Genomic DNA, 17,874 nt, shown 5'->3' with positions numbered 1-17,874 from the left:
GCGGTTTCTGGGCCATTCTAGGCACGGTGGCGCGCCGCGCATCCGGGCTAATCCGCAGCGCGGCAGTAGGGCTTGCAGCCGGCGAAGATCGCGGGCCCGGTGCCATCCTTGCCCGACACACACCATGAACCATTTCATCGGAAAGAAAACTCCATGAGCGATGCCGTAACGCTCGGCCCCCTGGTGCTGCCGACCGGCTTCGTGCTGCTGGTCGTCGCGGTGGTGGCTGCCCTGCTCGGCAACGGGCTCGCCACCCGGCGTGGCGCGGCGGACGCGGAGCGGCAGATCATGGTCGGCCTGGTGCTGGGGCTGCTCTGCGCCCGGGTGGTGTTCGTCTGGCAATTTCGCGCCGAATACCAGGACTCGCCGCTGGGTGTGCTGGACATCCGCGATGGCGGCTGGAACCCGCAGGCCGGCTTCTTCGCCGCCTGGGCCTGGGGGCTGGCGCGGCAGCTGTCTCGGCCGCAATGGCGCCGGGGCATCTGGGCCGGGCTGGGCGCGGCCAGCGCCGTCTGGATCGCGGGGTCGTTCGCCCTGCTGGTGGCCGCCGGGCCGCCGCGCGAACTGCCGGCGTTCTCGCTGCAATCCACCGCCGGCGCCCCGGTGTCGCTGGAGGCGTTTCGCGGCAAGCCGGTCGTGGTCAACCTGTGGGCCACCTGGTGCCCGCCCTGCCAGGCCGAGATGCCGGTGCTGCAGGCCGCCCAGGCCCGGCGGCGCGACATCCACTTCGTCTTTCTGAACCAGGGCGAATCGTCGGGCACCGTGGCCGAATTCATGGCGCGCCGGCGACTGGTGCTGGACAACGTGCTGCTCGATTCGCGCAGCGAGGCCGGAAAGCGCTTCGACGGCGAAGCGCTGCCCACCACGCTGTTTTTCGACGCTTCCGGCCGGCTGGTCGACCGGCACCTGGGCCTGTTGTCGCAGGCGACGCTGGAGCGTTATCTGCAGAAGCTGCGTTGAGCATGGGCTCCGGTCTCCACGTCGAAGTCGGTGCGCTCGGGCGCGACCGGCCACGGGCCCGCCGCAGCGATGCGGGCCGGAAAAAAATGCGACGGCCACGGAATAAAGCGCGGCGCACGGGCGTCCATGTCGATGTCTTCACCGACGAACGACCACCGACGACCTCTCAACAGGACCTCCCATGAAATCCTTTCTGCTGCCCTCCTGCCTCGTTCTCGCCCTGAGCGCCCTGGCCTGCGGCACCGCCCTGGCCGCGGCGCCGGTCAAGACCTCCGGCGGCATGCTGGTCAACCAAGACGGCATGACCCTCTACACCTTCGACAACGACGCCGCCGGCAGCGGCAAGAGCGCCTGCAACGGCCCCTGCGCCACGCTGTGGCCGCCGGTCATGGCCGAGGCCGATGCCAAGCCCGAAGGCGACATGACAATCGTCACCCGCGACGACGGCGCCCGCCAGTGGGCCTACAAGGGCAAGCCCGTGTACCTGTACAAATCGGACATGAAGCCGGGCGATGCCACCGGCGACAACTTCCGCAACATCTGGCACGTGGTCAAGCCCTGAGCGATCGCCTTCCCGCACCGCACCGCCAACCTCCAGCGCCATGCGCCACCAGGACGAAGCCGCCATCCTCGCCTGCATTCCCCGGCTGCGCCGCTATGCGCGGGGGCTGGTCGCCGACGTCGCACTGGCCGACGACCTGGTGCAGGACACGCTGGAGCGGGCCTGGAGCCGCTTTTCGCTGTGGCAGCGACGCGGCGATATCCGGGCCTGGATGTTCGGAATCATGCACAACCACTTCATCGACAGCGTGCGCGCCAGCAAGCGCCGGCCGGAGGACAGCGGCGGCGACGACCTGCCCGACGTGCCGCAACGCGCCAGCCAGTGCGACGGCATCGAGCTGCGCGATCTCGATCGCGTCCTGCAGCGGCTGCCGGCCGAGCAGCGCGCGGTGCTGCTGCTCGTCGGCGTCGAGGAAATGAGCTACGCAGAGGCCGCCGCCACGCTAGGCGTGCCGGTCGGCACGGTGATGTCGCGGCTGGCGCGCGGCCGTGAAAAACTGCGCCTGGAACTGCAGGGCCGCGAGCCCTCGGCGCCGGCGGCCGCGCCGCTGCGCAGGATCAAGTGACATGGCCCCAACTCCACCTCCCTCCGTTCCCGCCGACGGCCGCAGGCCGGTCACCGAGGCCGATCTCCATGCTTACGCCGACCGGCTTCTGCCGCCGGCGCGTCTGGCCGAGATCGAGGCCTGGCTCGACGCGAACCCGGACGAACGCCGCCGCGCGGACGATTGGCGCGCGCAGAACCTCGCGCTGAAACAACTGCTCGACCCGGTGCTGGCAGAGCCGCTGCCCCTGCATCTGCCGCTCGCGCCCCCGGACGCCGGCGGTTGGCGGCACGGGCCCTGGCGCTCGCTGGCTGCCGGCGTGGCGATCGCGCTCGTGTGCACCGGCTCCGCCTGGTGGGGTCGTGGCGCATACGACGGCTACCGGCAGCGCGGCGCGGCGCTGGCCACCGCACCGTCCGGTCAGCTCGTCGGTTTCGCCCATCGCGCGGCCGTGGCCCACGTGGTCTACAGCCCGGACGTGCGCCGGCCGGTGGAGGTGGGCGCCGACCAGGAGCAGGCCCTCGTCACCTGGTTGACCCGGCGCATGGGCGCCGAAGTCCGGCCACCGGATCTGCGGGCACTGGGCTGGGCGCTCGTCGGCGGCCGCCTGCTGCCGGGCGACCGGGGCCCCGTCGCGCAGTTCATGTTCGACAACGCCGAGCGCGCACGTCTGACGCTCTACATCACCCGCGAGGATGCCGGTCGCGAAACGGCTTTCCGCTTCGGCCAGGACGGCGCGGTGAACGTCTTCTACTGGGTCGACAAGGACTTTGGCTATGCCGTCTCGGCGGGCGGCAGCAGGCAGGACATGCTGCGCGTCGCCGAGGCGGTTTACGCACAGCTGGAAGCGCGGAAGTAGGGAGGAAATGGGCCGCGCCTCGATCGGCCTGGCGCACGCGGCAGGCCCGGCAACCGGCGTTTTGCAGAAGCCGCGCGTCAGGCCTGCACGTCGAAGTCGATGCGCAGCGCGGCCGCCAGGGCCGGCTCCTCGATGGGCAGTTCCCAGGTCAGAAAGTATTGCGCCCAGTCGCGGTCCGCCACGAAGTCGCGCTCGTCGAAACCGGCGCTGCCGCGGGGAAACACCGCGTGCGGCTGACAGGTGTCGAAGACGACGGCCGTGCCGCGCACCAGCGGCAGGCGTAGGCCGATCGCGGGGAAATGCAGGTCCAGTCCCCGGTCGTCGCTCACGAACAGATTGAAGAACGCGGCGCCGCCGTAGCGCACGCCGTCGTGGTGGCGATCGGCCCCGAGGCAGGCCATGAGCGCGATGTTGTCGGGTCCGATCGAGGCAGCCGGCAGGCCTTGCGACGCGAGCCAGTGGCCGGCCTCGGCCACGCACAGCCGGAAGTCGGGCCAGCGGGTACGCGCGCGGGCCAGCGGCAGGGGTTCGACATCGCCCACGTGCAGGTCGAACTCTTCTCGGATTTCACGCGCCCAGCCGGCCTGCAGGCGGGCCGGCAGCGGCGGCAGTTCGATGCGGCCGGCCAACACGACATCGCTCACGCAGCGGCTGCGCGGGGTGTCGCCGCTGCGGTAGTGGCAGCGGGTGTCGGTCACGGGCTCGGGAGCGTTCATCGGGGCGCAGTGTAGTGAGCCGGTCGCCGACCGCGACAATGGCGGATGCGCATACCTCCCAGACTCCAGCCTCTCGTCGAAGAAGGCCTCATCGACTCCGTGGTGCGCCAGCTGATGAGCGGCAAGGAGGCGATGGTCTTCGTGGTGCGGCTCGGCGAGGACACCTTGTGCGCCAAGGTCTACAAGGAGGCCACGCACCGCAGCTTCCGGCAGGCGGTCGACTACACCGAGAACCGCAAGGTGAAGAACTCGCGCCAGGCGCGCGCCATGGCCAAGGGCACGAAGTTCGGCAAGCAGGCCATGGAAGCCGCCTGGCAGAGCGCCGAGGTCGATGCGCTCTACCGCCTGGCCGCCGCCGGCGTGCGGGTGCCCACGCCCTACAACTTCGCCGAGGGCGTGCTGCTGATGGAGCTGGTGACCGATGCCGAAGGCGACGCCGCGCCGCGCCTGAACGACGTGGCCTTCGACGAAGCCGACGCCATCGCCCACCACGCCACGCTGCTGCGCGAGGTGGTGCGCATGCTCTGCGCGGGCGTGGTGCACGGCGACCTGTCGGAGTTCAACATCCTGCTGGCGGGCGACGGCCCGGTCATCATCGATCTGCCGCAGGCGGTGGATGCCGCCGGCAACAACCATGCGGCGCGCATGCTGCTGCGCGACGTGGCCAATCTGCGGGCCTTCTTCGGCCAGTTCGCGCCCGCGCTCAAAACGACCCGCTACGGCGAGGAGATCTGGCAGCTCTACCAGCACGGCGCACTGACGGTGGAGACACCGCTGACCGGCCTCTACCAGCCGCAGGAAGGCGCGGTCGATCTCCAGGCCGTGATGCGCGAGGTGGAAGACGCGCGCATGGAAGAAGCCGCGCGCGTCCTGCGCTTGCAACAGGCCGGCTGAGCCGGCTGCGGCCGGCCAGTGCGACCGGTTTACTGGTAGGCGAGGCTGATGAAGCCCGCCGGCATGGTCTTCAGGCCCACCACCTCCGGCGCCACCGCGTTGACCGCGTCGAGCGTGGCTTCCAGCCCCTTGCCCATGTCCGGGGCGAACTGCTTGAGCAGGTCGCGGCGCACCTGGTCCTTGAAGAACGCCAGCGATTCGGGCGAGAGCTTGAGGCGGGCGCCGTGCTCAAGCCACACGTCCTCGTCCTTCATCAGCACGTCTACCGCGTCCTGCCAGGCGGCGACGAACGCGCGGGCATTGCCGGGATGCTGCCGGGCATAGTCCTCGCGCATGCTGAACAGCAGGAAGGGCACGGTGGGCAGGCCCATCTGGCGGGTAAGGTCGCGGATGGTGACCAGGGTGCGGTAGCGGCCGCTGGCGAGCATCTCGGGCGTGAGCGAGTTCCACATCTGGGTGGCGTCGAGGTCGCCCTTCTCGATCAGGCCGCGCAGCAGCGGGATGGCGCCTTCGCGCACTTCCGCATCCTTGCCGATGTCCATGCGGTAGAGCTTCTGCGCGGCAGCCTGCATGACGATCCAGTCGAAGCCGGTCTTGTGGGCCACGCCGACGCGCTTGCCCTTGAGGTCGGCCAGCGTCTTGAGCGGCGAATCCTTGGGCACGACCACGCTGTTGACGTAGGTGAGGAAGGGCGCGATGCCGACCACCGGCGTGCCGGACGCGCGCAGCCGTGCGGCAGCCAGCCAGTCGAACACGACGAGTTCGGCCGAGCCGCTCTGGATGGCGGCGGTGGCGGTCTTCTGGTCCGAGTACGACACCACTTCGAGGTGGATGCCGTGCTTCTTGTCGAAGCCGTATTTTTTGATGACCGCCGGGCCGATGCCCATGGTGCCGGCCGGATTGATCATGATCCTGACGGTGCCGCCGTCGCCCGCCGGCTGGGCCTGCGCCAGGGCGGCGGTGCCGAAGGTGCTCAGGGTGGCGGCGGCGAGCGCGCCGGCGAGGACGCGGAGAACGTGGTTGCGTTTCATGGTTTTCAGGGGTGGGGCGATGGGAATGCGGGAGGGCCGGGCCGGCTCTGTCAGGCCCGGGCGGCCTTCTGGCGGGCTGCCTGGCGCTCCAGGTGGTGCACCACCTGGCGGCTGGCGTCGAATACGGCCGGGTCGTCGTAGGAGCGCGGCCGCGCGGTGCCGCGAAGGTCGAGTTCCTGGTGGATGCGGCCCTCGCCCATCACGAGGATGCGATCGGCCAGGAAGGCCGCCTCGAAGGCGTTGTGGCTGACGAAGACGATGGTGGTGCGAAAGCGCTGCCAGAGCTCCAGCAGGCTCTGGCGCAGCGCACGGGCGGTGAGCTCGTCGAGGGCGCTGAAGGGCTCGTCGAGCAGCAGGATGTCCGGGTCGATGCAAAAGGCGCGCGCGATGGAGGCGCGCTGCTGCATGCCGCCGGAGAGCTGCGCCGGATAGAAGTGGCGGAACTCGCCGAGCCTGACCGCCTGCAGAACGTCGTCGATGCGGCGCGCCCATTCGGCGCGTGCGAAGCCGCCGGCCTCCAGCACGAACTCCAGGTTCTGGGTGAGGGTGTACCAGGGCAGCAGGCGCGGCTCCTGGAACACGTAGGCCACCCGGAAGCCGGCGCCCAGCTGCTCGCCGATCGGCCGGCCCTGGATGGTGACGGCGCCCTCGTGTTCGCGGTCGAGGCCGGCCACGATGTTGAGCAGGGTCGACTTGCCGCAGCCCGAAGGCCCGACCAGGCCGAGCACCTCGCCGGTGGCCACCGAAAGGTCGATGTCGTCGAGCACCGAGCGCAGCCGGCCGGCCGACACGAAGGATTTGCGCAATCCGCGGATGTGGATCTGGTCCATGTTCTGGGTTCCTTCTCGGATCAGCCGCGGCGCCAGCGGAAGATGCGGCGTTCGAGCACGCCGAAGACGCCGACCTCGATGGCCAGCATCACGACCACGAAGCACAGCGCGTAGGCCAGCACGTTGGTCATGTCGAAGAGCTGGAAGTAGTACTCGATGCGAAAGCCCACGCCGTCGCTGCGGCCCAGCAACTCGACGAAGAGCACCATCTTCCAGACCAGCCCGAGCCCGAAGCGGGCCGAGGCCAGCAGCATCGGCGCGATCTGCGGCGCCACGATGCGACGCGCGATCTGCGAGCGGCTGGCGCGGAAGATCTGGCCCATCTTCAGCAAGCGGGTGTCGATGCTCTTGATGCCCTCGCGGATGTTGATCGCCAGGAAGGGCACCACGGTGAGCGCCGCGCCCAGGACGCCGCCGCGCTCGTTCATGCCCACCACCATGTAGACGGTGAGGATGGTGACGATGGCCGGCAGCGTGATGCCGCAGACGATCCACACCCGGAAGAAGGCGCCGGCGCGCCGCGACACCGCCATGGCGGTGCCCAGCGCCAGCGCGGCACCCATGCCCAGGGCGAAGGCCATCAGGATGCGGCCGAGCGTGGTGGCGGTGTCTGACCACAGCTCGCGGGTCTGCACCAGCGCGGCCATGGCCGCCAGCACGCGCAGCGGCGACGGGAACACGCTGGGCGGCAGTACCAGGGCGGCGATCGACCAGAGGCCGATCAGCGCCGCGACCGAGGCCAGCGTCCACCGCGTCTCCAGCGACGCCCGCCAGCGGCGCGCCGGGCTCGCCGGCGCCGTCCCGGTGGTCGTCGTGGCCGGCGCGGCCAGCGGTGCGTCGACGACCCCGCTCATGCCTGCACCTCCACCCGGCCGGCGACCACCCGCACCGGGAAGGTCCGCACCGCCACGGTCGCCGGCGCGCAGCGTGCCTCGCCGGTCCGGATGTCGAAGCTGCCCTGGTGCAGCGGGCACTCCACGCAGTCGTCTTCCACATAGCCTTCGGACAGCTTTGCCAGGCCATGGGTGCAGCGGTCGGCCAGCGCGTGCAGGCCTTCGCCGAGGCGGAACACCGCCACGTCCTGGCCCGCGATGCGCACCGGCCAGGAGGCGCCGTCGGGAAAATCGCCGGGTTCGCCGACGTCGTGCCATTGGGTCATGGTGGCTGCCTCAGATGGGGGTGGCGAGCAGTTCGAGCACGCCGTAGCTGTCGAGCACCACGGTGCGTTCGCGAAAGCGTGCCGTGTCGCCGCCGAGCTCGACCACGTCGAGGTACACGCCGGTGGCGAAGGGCTTGCTCACGCCCGACTGGTCGGACTGCATCACCAGGAACTGGGTGCGGGCGCGCACCGTGCCGTCGGCCTCGGGCGCTTCCACCAGCGGCGGCGACAGGAGATGCCGGTCGAAGTGGATGTTGTAGATGTTGGCCGTGCGCAGCGAGGCGACGCGGTCCTGCATCATGGCGACGCCCCGGCAGTCGATCAGGCAGGCGGGCAGGCCGCGCGCATGGTTCTCGCGCGGGATCACGCGGTAGCGGCCTTCGGCGGTGAAGAAGCCCGGCCACTGCTCCAGCGCGTCGTCGTCGATGGCGTGGGCGTATCGCAGTTGCAGCTCCTGGACTCGTTCGCGCGGGCTCATGCGGCGGCCTCCGGCGCGAAGCCCATGGTGCGGGCGTACTGCTGCCAGAGGCCGCGGGTGCAGACTTCGGTGACCACGTGGTCGGCATCGACGATGGGGCCGCGGCCGCCCATCTCGATGAAGGAGGTGGCGTCCCGCGACTCGCCGGTGATGGACTGCTGCACTAGGCGGATCGCCTCGCCGTCCTCCATCGAGATGTAGCCCGCCGGCCCCACCAGGTTGAGTTGCTGCAGCCGCGCGGCGGTGCGCTCGGCGGCATCGTCCTCGAAGCCGAAGTAGGTCCAGTAGAGCTCCATGGCGCCGGTGCCCAGCGGCCGCACCTGCCGCGTGGCGAACGTGTTGAGGATCTGGTGCACCACCATGTTGGGGAACACCGAGACGATCAGGTTGCCGATGCCGTCGTGGAAGTCCGGCGACCATTGCAGCAGGCCGGGCTCCTGGAGCGCGAAGTCGGTCTGGTACTTGTTGTCGGTGCCCTGGTAGGCCTCGACCACACTCTCGACGCTGTCGGTGTTGGTGACCGAATACACCACCGCGTGGCCTCCGCCCGGGCTCAGCAGGGTGTGGCCCTTCTGGGTGGAGCGGTACACGCCGAAGGTCGCCATGAAGGTGTGCAACAGGCCGGCGTGGTAGGGGTCCTTGATGTTCTCGAAGTAGAGCTTCCAGTTGGCCGAGATGCGCTGGCGGTGGTAGCCGAGCACCTTGAGCGGCTTGACGAAGATGCGGTCGAGGTGGGTGACGATGTTGGTGCCGAGGTACGCCAGCAGCTCCGGTGGCTCGTCGGCGAAGCTGCCGAACACCAGGCCCTTGTAGAGCGCCACCCGCAGCTTCTGCAGGCCGTGCTCGGCAGGCTTGAAGTCCTTGGGATAGCCGCCGCAGCCGTTGAGGCCGCGGCGGTAGGGCACGCCGCAGAGGTCGCCCGAGCTGTCGTAGTTCCACTGGTGATAGATGCAGGCGTGGCCCTCGGCCCGGCCGAACTCCTGGCGCACCACCGTCGCGCCACGATGCGCGCAGCGGTTGACGAAGGCGGTGACCTCGCCCTGCATATTGCGCGACACCACCACCGGCACGTTGCCGATCTGCACCGTCTTGTAGGAGCCTGGCTCGGGCACCTCGGCCTCCAGCGCGAGGTAGTTCCAGACCGGGCCACGGAAGATGCGCTCCATCTCGCGCTGGTAGATGGCCTCGTCGGTGAAGACGCGGTAGGGGGTGCGGGTGAAGTCGTCGGTGGGCCAGCGAAAACCGTCCAGCGGGTCGGCCGGCGCCGCGGCGTGCACGGGAATGTCGGCGAGCTTCATGCGGCCTCCACGGACGATCGGGCGAAATCGAACCAGCGCTGCACGAAGGCGTCGGGCTGTTCCACGTACGGCGCATGGCCCGTGTTCGGCATCACCGGCAACTCGCCCAGGCCGAGCAGCCGCGCCGCGTCGTGGCCGACCGACAGCGACACCATGCGGTCATGTTCGCCCCACAGCAGCCCCACCGGCAGGCGCGCCGACAGGTCTACCAGCGCCCGGTCCAGCAGCTCGCCGTTGAGCCGCTCGACGATGTAGTCGCCGAGTGCGCTCAGGGCCTCCACCGCGCCCTCGGAGCCGTTGATGCGCGACTCCTCCACGATCAGGTCTTCGGTGGCGAAAGCAGGGTCGACGAACACGTTGGCGAGCTTGGCCCGCACGCCTTCGACCGACACGTTGCGCACGCTGCGGCGTATGCCTTCGCCGGCCTCCGGCGCCACCGGCGCGAGGCCCAGCGGCGCGACCAGGTAGAGGCTGTCGCAGCGCTGCGGCGCGGCGATGGCCGCCAGGGCGGCGATGTGCCCGCCGAGAGAGGTGCCGACCAGGTGGGCGTGCGAGAGGGACAGCGCATTCATGACACCCAGCGTGTACTGCGCCAGGCTCGCCGAGCTGTAGTCGAAGTCAGCGGGCTTGCCGGCCAGGCCGTGGCCCGGCAGGTCGAAGGCGATGGCGCGATGGCCCCGGGCGGCCAGGCGCTCGAGCGCGGCCTTCCAGCGGTCGGCCCGGGTCGACAGGCCATGGATGAACAGCACGGCCGGGCCGCTGTGGCCGGCCTGCAGCACGCGGGTGGTGACACCCGCAACGGTGAGGGGAAATTGCATCATGGTGGAAGGCGCTCAGGCGACGGTCTGCGGCGCCAGGGCGGCGGCGGGTTGGAGGTGGGCGTTGACGTAGGCGCGGTCGTAGACCTTGCTCCACATGCCCTGGGAAAATTCGGAGAAATGCCGGGCATGCGTGGGCGCCGGGGTAAGGTCCACCGGCTGGCCGCCGAGCAGCACCGCGTGGATCGCCTCGCGCCGCTGCAGCACGGTGATGTCGGCCAGCGGGTCGCCGTCGACCACCACGATGTCGGCGAGCTTGCCAATCACCAGGCCGCCGAGCTTGTCGCGCTCGCGCAGCAGCCGGGTGCTGTCGACCGTGGCGCAGCGGATGGCTTCTGCCGGCGTGAAGCCCAGGTAGCGCACGTGCGCCTCGAGTTCTTTCGCACCCCATTCGCCATAGGGCGTGACCGCGAAGCCGGCCTCGGAGCCCGACATGAAACGCACGCCGGCCGCCCGCGCGCGGCGCAGGTTCTGCGAGGCGGCGACGAGTTCGCGGCGCTGGATGTCGGGCCACCACGGCGCCGACGCGTCGGTCGGTTCGTGGAACTCGATGTTGTTGACCAGCAGGGCGAGCGACGGGCACAGCCAGGTGCTGTTGTCGAGCGCCGCCTGGATGCCGTCGTCGCAGATGTTGGAGGCGTGGAAGACGATGTCCACGCCCGCGCGCGCCGCGTACAGCGCACCCTCCTTGCCGCGCGCGTGCACCACCGCGAGCTTGCCGAGCCGGTGGATCTCGTCGACCATGGTGTGGGTCTCGGCCTGGGTATAGGCAGCGATCAGGCCGCCGCCGTTGCGGCGCGCGTGGATGCCGTCCATGGTCAGCTTGATGGCGTCCACGCCGTCGCGCGCCTGCTGGCGGATGATGCGGATCGCCTCCTCCATCGAGCCGGTCATGATGCCGGTGGACGGCTCGGGCACGCCTACCCACGAGGGATACCAGTCGTAGAGGCCCTGCTGGGTGGTGAGCGCGCGGCCCGACGCGGTGATGCGCGGGCCCTGCACCAGGCCGACGTTGACCGCGTCGCGCACCGCTGGTGCGATCAGGCCGGAGCAGGCCGGATCCATGATCGAGGTGAAGCCCGACTTCAGGATCGCCTGCGCCGCGACCATCGAGCGCAGGGTGCGGAATTCCATCGTGGCGTAGAGGTCGATGTCTTCCTGCGCCAGCGCGTTGCCGTAGGAAATGTGGGCATGGCAGTCGACCATGCCGGGCATCACGAAGTGCGCCGAGTAGTCGAGCTCCCGGTCGCCCGGTTGCGGTGCGGGCGCCTGGGCCGTGGGGCCGGCCCAGTCGATCGTGTCGCCGTAGAGCACGAGGGTGCGATCGGTCTCGGCGAGGCCGGACAGGCCGTCGAAGAGCCGGCCGCAGCGAATGAATGTTCTCGATGTCATCGTGGTGCTTGTCTTGCTGTCTGAAAGGAAGGCGCGGCGGTGGCGGCGCTTCCGCGAATCGTCAAAACCGACTAGCATTCGGCAAAGCAACCCGCGTGCCACACGGCGGCACATCGATTCATGAAGACCGAAAACTGGCATTTCGAAAACGGCTCCTTCGCAGTGCATATCGAGGGCGAGGGCCCGCCGCTGCTGCTGATCCACGGCATCGGCCCGGGCACTTCCTTCCATGCGAACTTCGGTGCGGTGGTGCCTGCGCTGGCGGCGCACCGCACGCTTTACGGCATCGACCTGATCGGCTTTGGTGCATCGCCGCGCAAGACGGCACCGCCCTTGTTCGACTTTCCGCTGTGGGTCCGGCAGGCCGAGGCCGCCTTGCGGCGCATCGGCGGCGACCGCGTCGACGTGTGGGGACAGTCGATGGGCGCGGCGGTGGCCCTAAGCGCGGCCGCGGCATCGCCCGTGGTGCGCAAGGTCGTCGGCACCGGCGCCGGTGGCGGCATGCGCACCGTCAATCCGGTGCTGGAACGCTTCTGGACCACGCCGACCAGCGCCGAGGCGATGCGTGCGGCCATGACCGGCGCGGTCTACGATGCCGCGTCGCTCACCGACGCCCAGGTGTCCGCGCGCTTCGAGTTGCTGTCGCAGGAGGGGCGCGGCGCGTACTTCGCCGCGATGATGGCGGCCGGCCGCGAAGCCGCGTTGCAGTCCGGCTGGCTCGCGCCGCCGTTGCTGGGCCGGGTGGAGGCGGACGTCCTGCTGGTGCACGGCCGCGACGACCGGCCGGTGCCCTACCGCGACAGCGCGCTGCACCTTCTCGATCACCTGCCCCGGGCCCGGCTCATGCTGCTGGGCCGCTGTGGCCACAATCCCATGCTGGAGCGCACCGACGAAGTCACCGCGCTCGCGCTCGATCACCTGCTGAACTGATGTATTCCATGCAAACCCTCAATCCATCGGACCTGCCGCAGCCTGCAGGGCCCTATTCGCAGGCCGTGCTGGTGCACGGCGCCGGCGAGTGGCTGCATGTCTCCGGCCAGGTCGGCATCGATGCACAGGGCATCGCGCCCGCGGGCATCGAGGCGCAGGCCGAACTCGCCTGGGGCAACCTGCTGCGTGCGCTGCGCGGCGCGGGCATGGGCATGGAACACCTGGTCAAGACCACCACCTACCTGGTGAACCGTGCCGACAACGCCGCCATGCGGCCGATCCGCAGCCGCTGCCTCGGGCAGCACCGGCCGGCGTCGACGCTGGTGCTGGTGGCCGGGCTGCTCGACGAGGCCTGGCTGATCGAAGTGGAAGCGGTGGCCTTCCGGCCGGCGGACTGAAGCCCATGTCGCAGGTCAAGAAGGAAGAGATCCGCACCGCGATCCTGGCGTCGGCCTTCGAGCTGTTCACCGCGCGCGGCTACAGCGCCACCACGGTGCCGATGATCGCGCGCGGCGCGGGCATATCGCCGCCCAATGTGTATTCGTATTTCGCGTCGAAGCTGGAGGTGCTCTATGCCATCCACGACCCCTGGATGCGGGCGCGCTTCGCCGCGCTCGGCCTGGACCTGCGCAGCCGCCGCTCGAAGCCCCGGCGCCTGCGGCGCATCCTGGAGGTGCTGTGGCGGGAGCTGCCGGCATACGAGGAAGGCTTCGCGAACAACGTGGTGCAGGCCATCTCCACCGCTACGCCGGAGGACCGGTACCGCACCGGGCTCATCAGCTGGATGGAGCAGGAAATCGAGCGCATGTTGCTGGACTGCCTGCCGCCGGAGCGCCACTCCCTGGTGCAGGGCACCGAGATCGCGCACATGATCGTGATGGCGATGGACGGCTACATCATGTACCGCCACACCATGCCCGAGCACAAATGCACCGACGCCACGATCGACGCATTCTGCGCGATGCTGACGGGGCCGGCGCCGCTGTAACGCGAGGCGCCGGCGCTGCCCCAGGCTGCCATGACGCGGTCTTGCGTCTCGACCAGGCCGATGCGGCGAATGTCTTCGATGGGTTCGGCGAGGACGTCGGTGACGTCTTGCCGGCAGGCGCCAGCAGGCAGCGTTGGCCGCAGGTCCTCGAAGCGGAGTATGGACAGCTCGCCGTGCGCCAGTGAGGGGGGCCGTCGATCCTGCGCCGATGGTCCGTGAACGGAAAAGGACTACAGCGGCCAGCGTCGACGGTTATCGGATGGTGCCACCTGCCCCGGCCCGCCTACGGGGTAGGCTGGGTGCCAGGAATGGTGCCGCTTGTCGGAATCGAACTGACGACCTACCGCTTACAAGGCGGTTGCTCTACCAACTGAGCTAAAGCGGCGCAAGGGGCCAGATTCTAAGCGATGGCCGAAGGGCGCGGATCGCGCGTCAGTGGCGCAGGCCGGCGTGCCCCGCCCGGCGGCCGCGAAAGGCGGCCAGCGCGTTGCGGGTGGCGGCAGCGGCGCTGAAGAACAGGGAGCGCGACGCCTCGTCGTGGCCTTGGCTATGCCCGGCGCCATCGGCCGGGGATGCCTGGTCGGCGCATTCGCAGGCGGACAGTGACGCCTTGCGGTCTTCGAGCGTGAACCACGCTTCGGCCGTGGTGACGTTGCCGGCGTCGTCGGCGCACGCCATCGCGATCTTCTTGTGGCCGGCCTCGCCCAGGTGCAGGCAGCCGGAGCACGGAGCGGCCTCGGCGGTGTCGACCTGCCAGCGGCCCAGCATGTCGGTCCGGACCTCGTAGATGACGCCACCCACCCCGACGGTCATGGCACTGCCCGGTTCGGCGCGGCCGTGGAGCACGGGGCGTTGGCTATCGACGGAAATGGTCTCGAGCGTGGGCATGGGCGGCGGCGTGGTGTCCAGGGTGAAGGTGCCGGAGATGCCGCTGCTGTTGCCGGCACCGTCGATGCTGGTGACCAGCAGGTCCTTCACGCCGTCGGGGCCGAGGTCGAAACGACCGGACATGGGCCGGGTGGCGGCGGTGTCGAGCGACCAGCCGCCTTCGCCGTCGGCCGTCACGCAGAACACCGCACCGCCCACGCTCACCAGCACCAGGCAGCCGGCATCGGCGGTGCCACCGAGCAGCGGCGTATGGTCGTTGGTGGACTGGCCGAAGAAGCTCGGGGTGGAGGTGGAGGAAGGCCCCTCCAGCAGTCCGGCGGGCATCCAGCCGCCGCCTTCGAGCACCACGCCCGGCGAATCATGGAAACCGGCCAGCTCGACGATGGTCGGGCCGTCCACCTGCACCATCAGCACCGGATCCGCGCCGGCCGCCCCCACCGGCCGCACGGTGTCGGCCGCCCAGGCGATGCGCGTGCCCGGCGATGGCCGCACCCGTCCTGGCTCACCGCCCGCCAACACCATGGGCGCAGAAGACATTGCCGATTGACTGGCGCCGCCAGCCGTGACGATTTCGATATGCATGGTGTATCTCCGGGTCGATGGTGGAAGATATTTGGAAAAGAGCGATGTCGATATTGATAAGAGATGGCCGCATTCAGCGGTCGGCGCGCGAAGATCGATATTGCGCAGCCGTATTGCTCGACAGGATCGACTGCCGAATAATTCTTTCGCGATGCCGCGAAAGGCGTTTTCTTTCCAACCAATTCGCCATGAAACTCCGGTGACGAGCACGCACCATGCGGGTGAGGTTGATCATCAACGGCAAGGCGACGAACGCCACCATGACCAAGGCCAGCCAGGGGAGGATCGACAGGGTTCCTCCGGCAAAATCTCCGACGCTCGGCATGCAGATGGCCGCGGCCATATTTCGGCATCGAACATTTCGGTAATGCCGACCGGCCCGACGCAAACCGGCCATCTTGTTGATGCGCGATTCAAAAAAAATCGCCGGAAGATCGGTTTTCAGTTTGATGAGCGGTGGTGCGTCATTATCACGATGGAATGCCAGCTGACATGACGAGCGAAGCGGAAGTGGCTTGACTTTCATGGTTTTGTCGTTTGGTTGACGGTGCCAGAAAGATTAACGCACTACTTAACGCTCGTAGTGATTTTTCCCCCGTATTTCATTTGACGCAAAATCAATTGTTTTGTACGTTCTGTTTCAGAACTCCGGAAATCTCGCTCACTAATGGATGCAAGTGACCGCCCTCACGGAAATGCTTGCAACCATTGGATTTCCTGAACATCGCCAGGTGCAGCTTCAGGCGAGCAACCGTTGGAATCACGAGTTTCAGGCGAAGAAAACACGGTGCAAGCGATTTGCCCGTTACGTTCTCGGCGATTTGCCGCCATATCGCGCCAGACAAAAAAAATGGCCCGACCTTAGAGATCGAGCCATGGGCAGTGGTCGGGTAGAAAACCGGCCCGCTGCGGTTGCGGTCGTCTACTTCACGCGCTTGAGCGAAGGCCGGCCGCCACCGTTGCCGCCGGGCTTGGGCGGATCCTTGTCATCGCCTTGCTCCGGTGGCGTGGCGTCGCCGGAAGCCGGCGCGCCGGCGTCTTCGCCGGCCACCAACTGCACGATGCGGGAGCCGGAATCGTCCGCCGGCGCGGGAGCCGACGCCAGCGGCGCCGGGCCCGGATCGAGCAGCGGGAACGCCATGCCCTGGCCGTTCTCGCGGGCGTAGATGGCCATCACGCGGCCGATCGGCACCATGATGTCGCGCGGAATGCCGGCGAACCGGGCCTTGAATCCGATGAATTCATTGCCGATCTGCAGGCCGCTGGTGGCGTCGTAGCTGATGTTCAGCACGATCTCGTCGTCCTTGACGTACTCGCGTGGCACCTGGACGGTGTCGTCCACCGCCACGGCGACGTAGGGAGTGAAGCCGTTGTCCGTGCACCACTCGTAAAGCGCGCGCAGCAGATACGGCCGGGTGGAGGAAGATTCCAGGGCGTTCATGCCGACGCCCCGCTTACTTGCGCATCACCTTTTCGGAGGGCGTCAGCGCCTCGATGTAGGCCGGACGCGAGAAGATGCGCTCGGCGTACTTGAGCAGCGGCGCGGCGTTCTTGCTGAGGTCGATGCCGTAGTAGTCCAGGCGCCAGAGCAGCGGCGCGATAGCCACGTCGAGCATGGAGAAGTTCTCGCCAAGCATGTATTTGTTCTTGAGGAACACCGGCGCGAGCTGGGTAAGGCGGTCGCGGATGTGCGAGCGGGCCTTTTCCAGCGCCTTGTCGTTGCCCTTGCTGGCACGCGCTTCGAGGGCGCTGACATGCACGAAGAGTTCCTTCTCGAAGTTCAGCAGGAACAGGCGCACGCGGGCACGGTCGACCGGGTCGCCGGGCATGAGTTGCGGATGCGGGAAACGCTCGTCGATGTACTCGTTGATGATGTTCGACTCGTACAGGATCAGGTCACGCTCGACCAGGATCGGCACCTGCCCGTAAGGATTCATCACGTTGATGTCCTCGGGCTTGTTGTAGAGGTCGACGTCGCGGATCTCGAAGTCCATTCCCTTCTCGAACAGCACGAAGCGGCAGCGATGGGAGAAAGGGCAAGTCGTTCCGGAATAAAGCACCATCATGGCGGGAGGCTCCTGAAAATCGAAAGAGCGGGACATCCTGAAATGCCCGCTCCGGAGGGAAAAAGCCGCGCGGACACCGGTCCGCACGAAAGCGTTGGAAAGGTCAGCGCACGGCGCGCCAGTACGCGGCGTTGAGGCGCCAGGCGATGAGGGTGAAGATACCCAGAAATATCAGGACTCCCACGCCGACCCGGATCCGGGTGTTCGCCGCGGGCTCGCCCATCCACTGGAGATAGTTGACCAGATCGCCGACCGCCTGCTCGTACTGCAGGGGCGACATTGTGCCCGGAGTGAGCTGCTCCCATCCAGCGAGCACCTGAGTCTTGTGTCCATGTTGTTCGCGTTCTTCGTATATCGGGCGTCGCTGGCCTTGCAGTTGCCAAAGCGGATTGGGCATGCCGACGTTGGGAAACGCCAGGTTGTTCCAGCCGGTCGGACGGGCGTCGTCGCGGTAGAAAGTCCGCAGGAAAGTGTATAGGTAGTCGGGACCGGTGCCGCCGTGGCCCGAGCGCGAGCGGGCTATGACGGTGAGATCGGGCGGGTTGGCGCCGAACCAGTCCTTGGCCTGTTTGGGGTCGATGGCGGCCTTCATGGTCTCGCCGACCTTGTCGGTGGAAAACAGCAGGTTGGACTTGATCTGGGCTTCGCTCAGGCCAATGTCGCCCAGCCGGTTGTAGCGCATGAAGGCGGCCGAATGGCAGCCGATGCAGTAGTTGACGAAGAGCTTGGCACCGTTCTGCAGCGAGCGCAGGTCGTTGGTCTGGTTGGGCGCCTTGTCCCAGGCGTAGCCGGCTTCCTCGGCATGGCCGGCCTGGGCCAGTACCAGTCCGAGCGTCGCGATCATCGTGAGGATAGTTTTTTTCATGTTCGGCGGTCCGG

Annotated in this window: 23 protein-coding genes and 1 tRNA gene; 9 read left to right on the top strand and 15 right to left on the bottom strand. The window is 68.3% G+C overall.

Going from position 1 to position 17,874, the window contains the following annotated elements; all coding sequences use genetic code 11:
• Positions 1 to 153 precede the first annotated feature (153 nt).
• The 4 genes from R9X41_RS03010 (at position 154) to R9X41_RS02995 (ending at position 2,925) form a co-directional block, all read left to right on the top strand.
• Complete coding sequence (locus R9X41_RS03010) at positions 154 to 960, top strand: TlpA family protein disulfide reductase (RefSeq protein WP_318633420.1); 807 nt, start codon at positions 154 to 156, stop codon at positions 958 to 960.
• A gap of 181 nt (positions 961 to 1,141) precedes the next feature.
• Positions 1,142 to 1,522, top strand: coding sequence for a COG4315 family predicted lipoprotein (locus tag R9X41_RS03005; protein WP_318633419.1), 381 nt, complete (start codon positions 1,142 to 1,144; stop codon positions 1,520 to 1,522).
• 40 nt (positions 1,523 to 1,562) lie between these two features.
• Positions 1,563 to 2,087, top strand: coding sequence for an RNA polymerase sigma factor (locus R9X41_RS03000; protein ID WP_318633418.1), 525 nt, complete (start codon positions 1,563 to 1,565; stop codon positions 2,085 to 2,087).
• Between the two features lies 1 nt (position 2,088).
• On the top strand, positions 2,089 to 2,925 hold the full coding sequence (locus R9X41_RS02995; RefSeq protein WP_318633417.1) for an anti-sigma factor family protein: 837 nt from the start codon (positions 2,089 to 2,091) through the stop codon (positions 2,923 to 2,925).
• 77 nt (positions 2,926 to 3,002) lie between these two features.
• Here R9X41_RS02995 and R9X41_RS02990 read toward each other — a convergent pair whose 3' ends face one another.
• Positions 3,003 to 3,641: a hypothetical protein gene (locus R9X41_RS02990; RefSeq protein ID WP_318633416.1), complete on the bottom strand. Its 639-nt coding sequence runs from the start codon at positions 3,639 to 3,641 to the stop codon at positions 3,003 to 3,005.
• 45 nt (positions 3,642 to 3,686) lie between these two features.
• On the opposite strand from R9X41_RS02990, the gene R9X41_RS02985 reads away from it, so the two are divergent.
• A complete protein-coding gene (locus R9X41_RS02985) occupies positions 3,687 to 4,535 on the top strand; it encodes a PA4780 family RIO1-like protein kinase (protein ID WP_318633415.1) in 849 nt (282 codons plus the stop codon).
• A 29-nt stretch (positions 4,536 to 4,564) separates the two neighbouring features.
• On the opposite strand, the gene R9X41_RS02980 is transcribed toward R9X41_RS02985, so the two are convergent.
• The 8 genes from R9X41_RS02980 to R9X41_RS02945 are packed head-to-tail and all read right to left on the bottom strand — an operon-like array spanning position 4,565 to position 11,541.
• Positions 4,565 to 5,566, bottom strand: coding sequence for an ABC transporter substrate-binding protein (locus R9X41_RS02980; protein WP_318633414.1), 1,002 nt, complete (start codon positions 5,564 to 5,566; stop codon positions 4,565 to 4,567).
• Between the two features lie 50 nt (positions 5,567 to 5,616).
• Positions 5,617 to 6,396 (bottom strand): ABC transporter ATP-binding protein, encoded by a 780-nt coding sequence (locus R9X41_RS02975; RefSeq protein WP_318633413.1) that lies wholly within the window; start codon positions 6,394 to 6,396, stop codon positions 5,617 to 5,619.
• A gap of 20 nt (positions 6,397 to 6,416) precedes the next feature.
• Positions 6,417 to 7,250, bottom strand: coding sequence for an ABC transporter permease (locus R9X41_RS02970; RefSeq protein ID WP_318633412.1), 834 nt, complete (start codon positions 7,248 to 7,250; stop codon positions 6,417 to 6,419).
• A complete protein-coding gene (locus R9X41_RS02965) occupies positions 7,247 to 7,555 on the bottom strand; it encodes a non-heme iron oxygenase ferredoxin subunit (RefSeq protein WP_318633411.1) in 309 nt (102 codons plus the stop codon). Before R9X41_RS02965 ends, R9X41_RS02970 begins: the two co-directional genes overlap by 4 nt.
• Positions 7,556 to 7,565: 10 nt before the next feature.
• On the bottom strand, positions 7,566 to 8,033 hold the full coding sequence (locus tag R9X41_RS02960; protein ID WP_318633410.1) for an aromatic-ring-hydroxylating dioxygenase subunit beta: 468 nt from the start codon (positions 8,031 to 8,033) through the stop codon (positions 7,566 to 7,568).
• Entirely contained in the window at positions 8,030 to 9,331 is a 1,302-nt protein-coding gene (locus R9X41_RS02955; protein ID WP_318633409.1) for a Rieske 2Fe-2S domain-containing protein, read from the bottom strand. Before R9X41_RS02955 ends, R9X41_RS02960 begins: the two co-directional genes overlap by 4 nt.
• Positions 9,328 to 10,152, bottom strand: coding sequence for an alpha/beta fold hydrolase (locus R9X41_RS02950; RefSeq protein ID WP_318633408.1), 825 nt, complete (start codon positions 10,150 to 10,152; stop codon positions 9,328 to 9,330). The genes R9X41_RS02955 and R9X41_RS02950 overlap by 4 nt, the downstream gene beginning before the upstream one ends.
• Positions 10,153 to 10,164: 12 nt before the next feature.
• The gene (locus R9X41_RS02945; RefSeq protein ID WP_318633407.1) at positions 10,165 to 11,541 is read right to left on the bottom strand and encodes a metal-dependent hydrolase family protein; all 1,377 of its coding nucleotides are present in this window, start codon (positions 11,539 to 11,541) and stop codon (positions 10,165 to 10,167) included.
• A gap of 120 nt (positions 11,542 to 11,661) precedes the next feature.
• On the opposite strand from R9X41_RS02945, the gene R9X41_RS02940 reads away from it, so the two are divergent.
• The 4 genes from R9X41_RS02940 to R9X41_RS02925 are packed head-to-tail and all read left to right on the top strand — an operon-like array spanning position 11,662 to position 13,644.
• Positions 11,662 to 12,471, top strand: a complete 810-nt coding sequence (locus R9X41_RS02940; RefSeq protein ID WP_318633406.1) for an alpha/beta fold hydrolase — start codon at positions 11,662 to 11,664, stop codon at positions 12,469 to 12,471.
• Positions 12,471 to 12,869, top strand: a complete 399-nt coding sequence (locus R9X41_RS02935) for a RidA family protein (RefSeq protein WP_318633405.1) — start codon at positions 12,471 to 12,473, stop codon at positions 12,867 to 12,869. Before R9X41_RS02940 ends, R9X41_RS02935 begins: the two co-directional genes overlap by 1 nt.
• A 5-nt stretch (positions 12,870 to 12,874) precedes the next feature.
• Positions 12,875 to 13,459 (top strand): TetR/AcrR family transcriptional regulator, encoded by a 585-nt coding sequence (locus R9X41_RS02930; protein ID WP_318633404.1) that lies wholly within the window; start codon positions 12,875 to 12,877, stop codon positions 13,457 to 13,459.
• A gap of 41 nt (positions 13,460 to 13,500) precedes the next feature.
• Positions 13,501 to 13,644, top strand: a complete 144-nt coding sequence (locus R9X41_RS02925) for a hypothetical protein (protein WP_318633403.1) — start codon at positions 13,501 to 13,503, stop codon at positions 13,642 to 13,644.
• A 124-nt stretch (positions 13,645 to 13,768) separates the two neighbouring features.
• Here R9X41_RS02925 and R9X41_RS02920 read toward each other — a convergent pair.
• The 6 genes from R9X41_RS02920 to R9X41_RS02895 form a co-directional block, all read right to left on the bottom strand.
• Positions 13,769 to 13,844 (bottom strand) — tRNA-Thr (locus R9X41_RS02920).
• A 47-nt stretch (positions 13,845 to 13,891) separates the two neighbouring features.
• Positions 13,892 to 14,929, bottom strand: a complete 1,038-nt coding sequence (locus R9X41_RS02915; RefSeq protein WP_318633402.1) for an Ig-like domain-containing protein — start codon at positions 14,927 to 14,929, stop codon at positions 13,892 to 13,894.
• A 73-nt stretch (positions 14,930 to 15,002) separates the two neighbouring features.
• Positions 15,003 to 15,455 (bottom strand): hypothetical protein, encoded by a 453-nt coding sequence (locus tag R9X41_RS02910; protein ID WP_318633401.1) that lies wholly within the window; start codon positions 15,453 to 15,455, stop codon positions 15,003 to 15,005.
• A gap of 396 nt (positions 15,456 to 15,851) precedes the next feature.
• The gene (locus R9X41_RS02905) at positions 15,852 to 16,370 is read right to left on the bottom strand and encodes a ClpXP protease specificity-enhancing factor (RefSeq protein ID WP_318633400.1); all 519 of its coding nucleotides are present in this window, start codon (positions 16,368 to 16,370) and stop codon (positions 15,852 to 15,854) included.
• A gap of 13 nt (positions 16,371 to 16,383) precedes the next feature.
• Positions 16,384 to 16,995, bottom strand: a complete 612-nt coding sequence (locus R9X41_RS02900; RefSeq protein WP_318633399.1) for a glutathione S-transferase N-terminal domain-containing protein — start codon at positions 16,993 to 16,995, stop codon at positions 16,384 to 16,386.
• 103 nt (positions 16,996 to 17,098) lie between these two features.
• Positions 17,099 to 17,860, bottom strand: coding sequence for a cytochrome c1 (locus tag R9X41_RS02895; RefSeq protein WP_318633398.1), 762 nt, complete (start codon positions 17,858 to 17,860; stop codon positions 17,099 to 17,101).
• Positions 17,861 to 17,874: the final 14 nt, after the last annotated feature.

It is taken from the genome of Xylophilus sp. GOD-11R (genome assembly GCF_033546935.1).
Lineage (GTDB): Bacteria > Pseudomonadota > Gammaproteobacteria > Burkholderiales > Burkholderiaceae_C > Xylophilus.
Note: the sequence above shows the minus strand (reverse complement) of the source record. Positions and strands in the feature narration are given on the sequence as shown.

Excerpts from the sequence above, each read along its gene's own strand:
- R9X41_RS03010 (WP_318633420.1), top strand. The coding sequence starts at position 154 with ATGAGCGATGCCGTAACGCTCGGCCCCCTGGTGCTGCCGACCGGCTTC.
- R9X41_RS03005 (WP_318633419.1), top strand. The coding sequence starts at position 1,142 with ATGAAATCCTTTCTGCTGCCCTCCTGCCTCGTTCTCGCCCTGAGCGCC.
- R9X41_RS03000 (WP_318633418.1), top strand. The coding sequence starts at position 1,563 with ATGCGCCACCAGGACGAAGCCGCCATCCTCGCCTGCATTCCCCGGCTG.
- R9X41_RS02995 (WP_318633417.1), top strand. The coding sequence starts at position 2,089 with ATGGCCCCAACTCCACCTCCCTCCGTTCCCGCCGACGGCCGCAGGCCG.
- R9X41_RS02990 (WP_318633416.1), bottom strand. The coding sequence starts at position 3,641 with ATGAACGCTCCCGAGCCCGTGACCGACACCCGCTGCCACTACCGCAGC.
- R9X41_RS02985 (WP_318633415.1), top strand. The coding sequence starts at position 3,687 with ATGCGCATACCTCCCAGACTCCAGCCTCTCGTCGAAGAAGGCCTCATC.
- R9X41_RS02980 (WP_318633414.1), bottom strand. The coding sequence starts at position 5,566 with ATGAAACGCAACCACGTTCTCCGCGTCCTCGCCGGCGCGCTCGCCGCC.
- R9X41_RS02975 (WP_318633413.1), bottom strand. The coding sequence starts at position 6,396 with ATGGACCAGATCCACATCCGCGGATTGCGCAAATCCTTCGTGTCGGCC.
- R9X41_RS02970 (WP_318633412.1), bottom strand. The coding sequence starts at position 7,250 with ATGAGCGGGGTCGTCGACGCACCGCTGGCCGCGCCGGCCACGACGACC.
- R9X41_RS02965 (WP_318633411.1), bottom strand. The coding sequence starts at position 7,555 with ATGACCCAATGGCACGACGTCGGCGAACCCGGCGATTTTCCCGACGGC.
- R9X41_RS02960 (WP_318633410.1), bottom strand. The coding sequence starts at position 8,033 with ATGAGCCCGCGCGAACGAGTCCAGGAGCTGCAACTGCGATACGCCCAC.
- R9X41_RS02955 (WP_318633409.1), bottom strand. The coding sequence starts at position 9,331 with ATGAAGCTCGCCGACATTCCCGTGCACGCCGCGGCGCCGGCCGACCCG.
- R9X41_RS02950 (WP_318633408.1), bottom strand. The coding sequence starts at position 10,152 with ATGATGCAATTTCCCCTCACCGTTGCGGGTGTCACCACCCGCGTGCTG.
- R9X41_RS02945 (WP_318633407.1), bottom strand. The coding sequence starts at position 11,541 with ATGACATCGAGAACATTCATTCGCTGCGGCCGGCTCTTCGACGGCCTG.
- R9X41_RS02940 (WP_318633406.1), top strand. The coding sequence starts at position 11,662 with ATGAAGACCGAAAACTGGCATTTCGAAAACGGCTCCTTCGCAGTGCAT.
- R9X41_RS02935 (WP_318633405.1), top strand. The coding sequence starts at position 12,471 with ATGTATTCCATGCAAACCCTCAATCCATCGGACCTGCCGCAGCCTGCA.
- R9X41_RS02930 (WP_318633404.1), top strand. The coding sequence starts at position 12,875 with ATGTCGCAGGTCAAGAAGGAAGAGATCCGCACCGCGATCCTGGCGTCG.
- R9X41_RS02915 (WP_318633402.1), bottom strand. The coding sequence starts at position 14,929 with ATGCATATCGAAATCGTCACGGCTGGCGGCGCCAGTCAATCGGCAATG.
- R9X41_RS02910 (WP_318633401.1), bottom strand. The coding sequence starts at position 15,455 with ATGAAAGTCAAGCCACTTCCGCTTCGCTCGTCATGTCAGCTGGCATTC.
- R9X41_RS02905 (WP_318633400.1), bottom strand. The coding sequence starts at position 16,370 with ATGAACGCCCTGGAATCTTCCTCCACCCGGCCGTATCTGCTGCGCGCG.
- R9X41_RS02900 (WP_318633399.1), bottom strand. The coding sequence starts at position 16,995 with ATGATGGTGCTTTATTCCGGAACGACTTGCCCTTTCTCCCATCGCTGC.
- R9X41_RS02895 (WP_318633398.1), bottom strand. The coding sequence starts at position 17,860 with ATGAAAAAAACTATCCTCACGATGATCGCGACGCTCGGACTGGTACTG.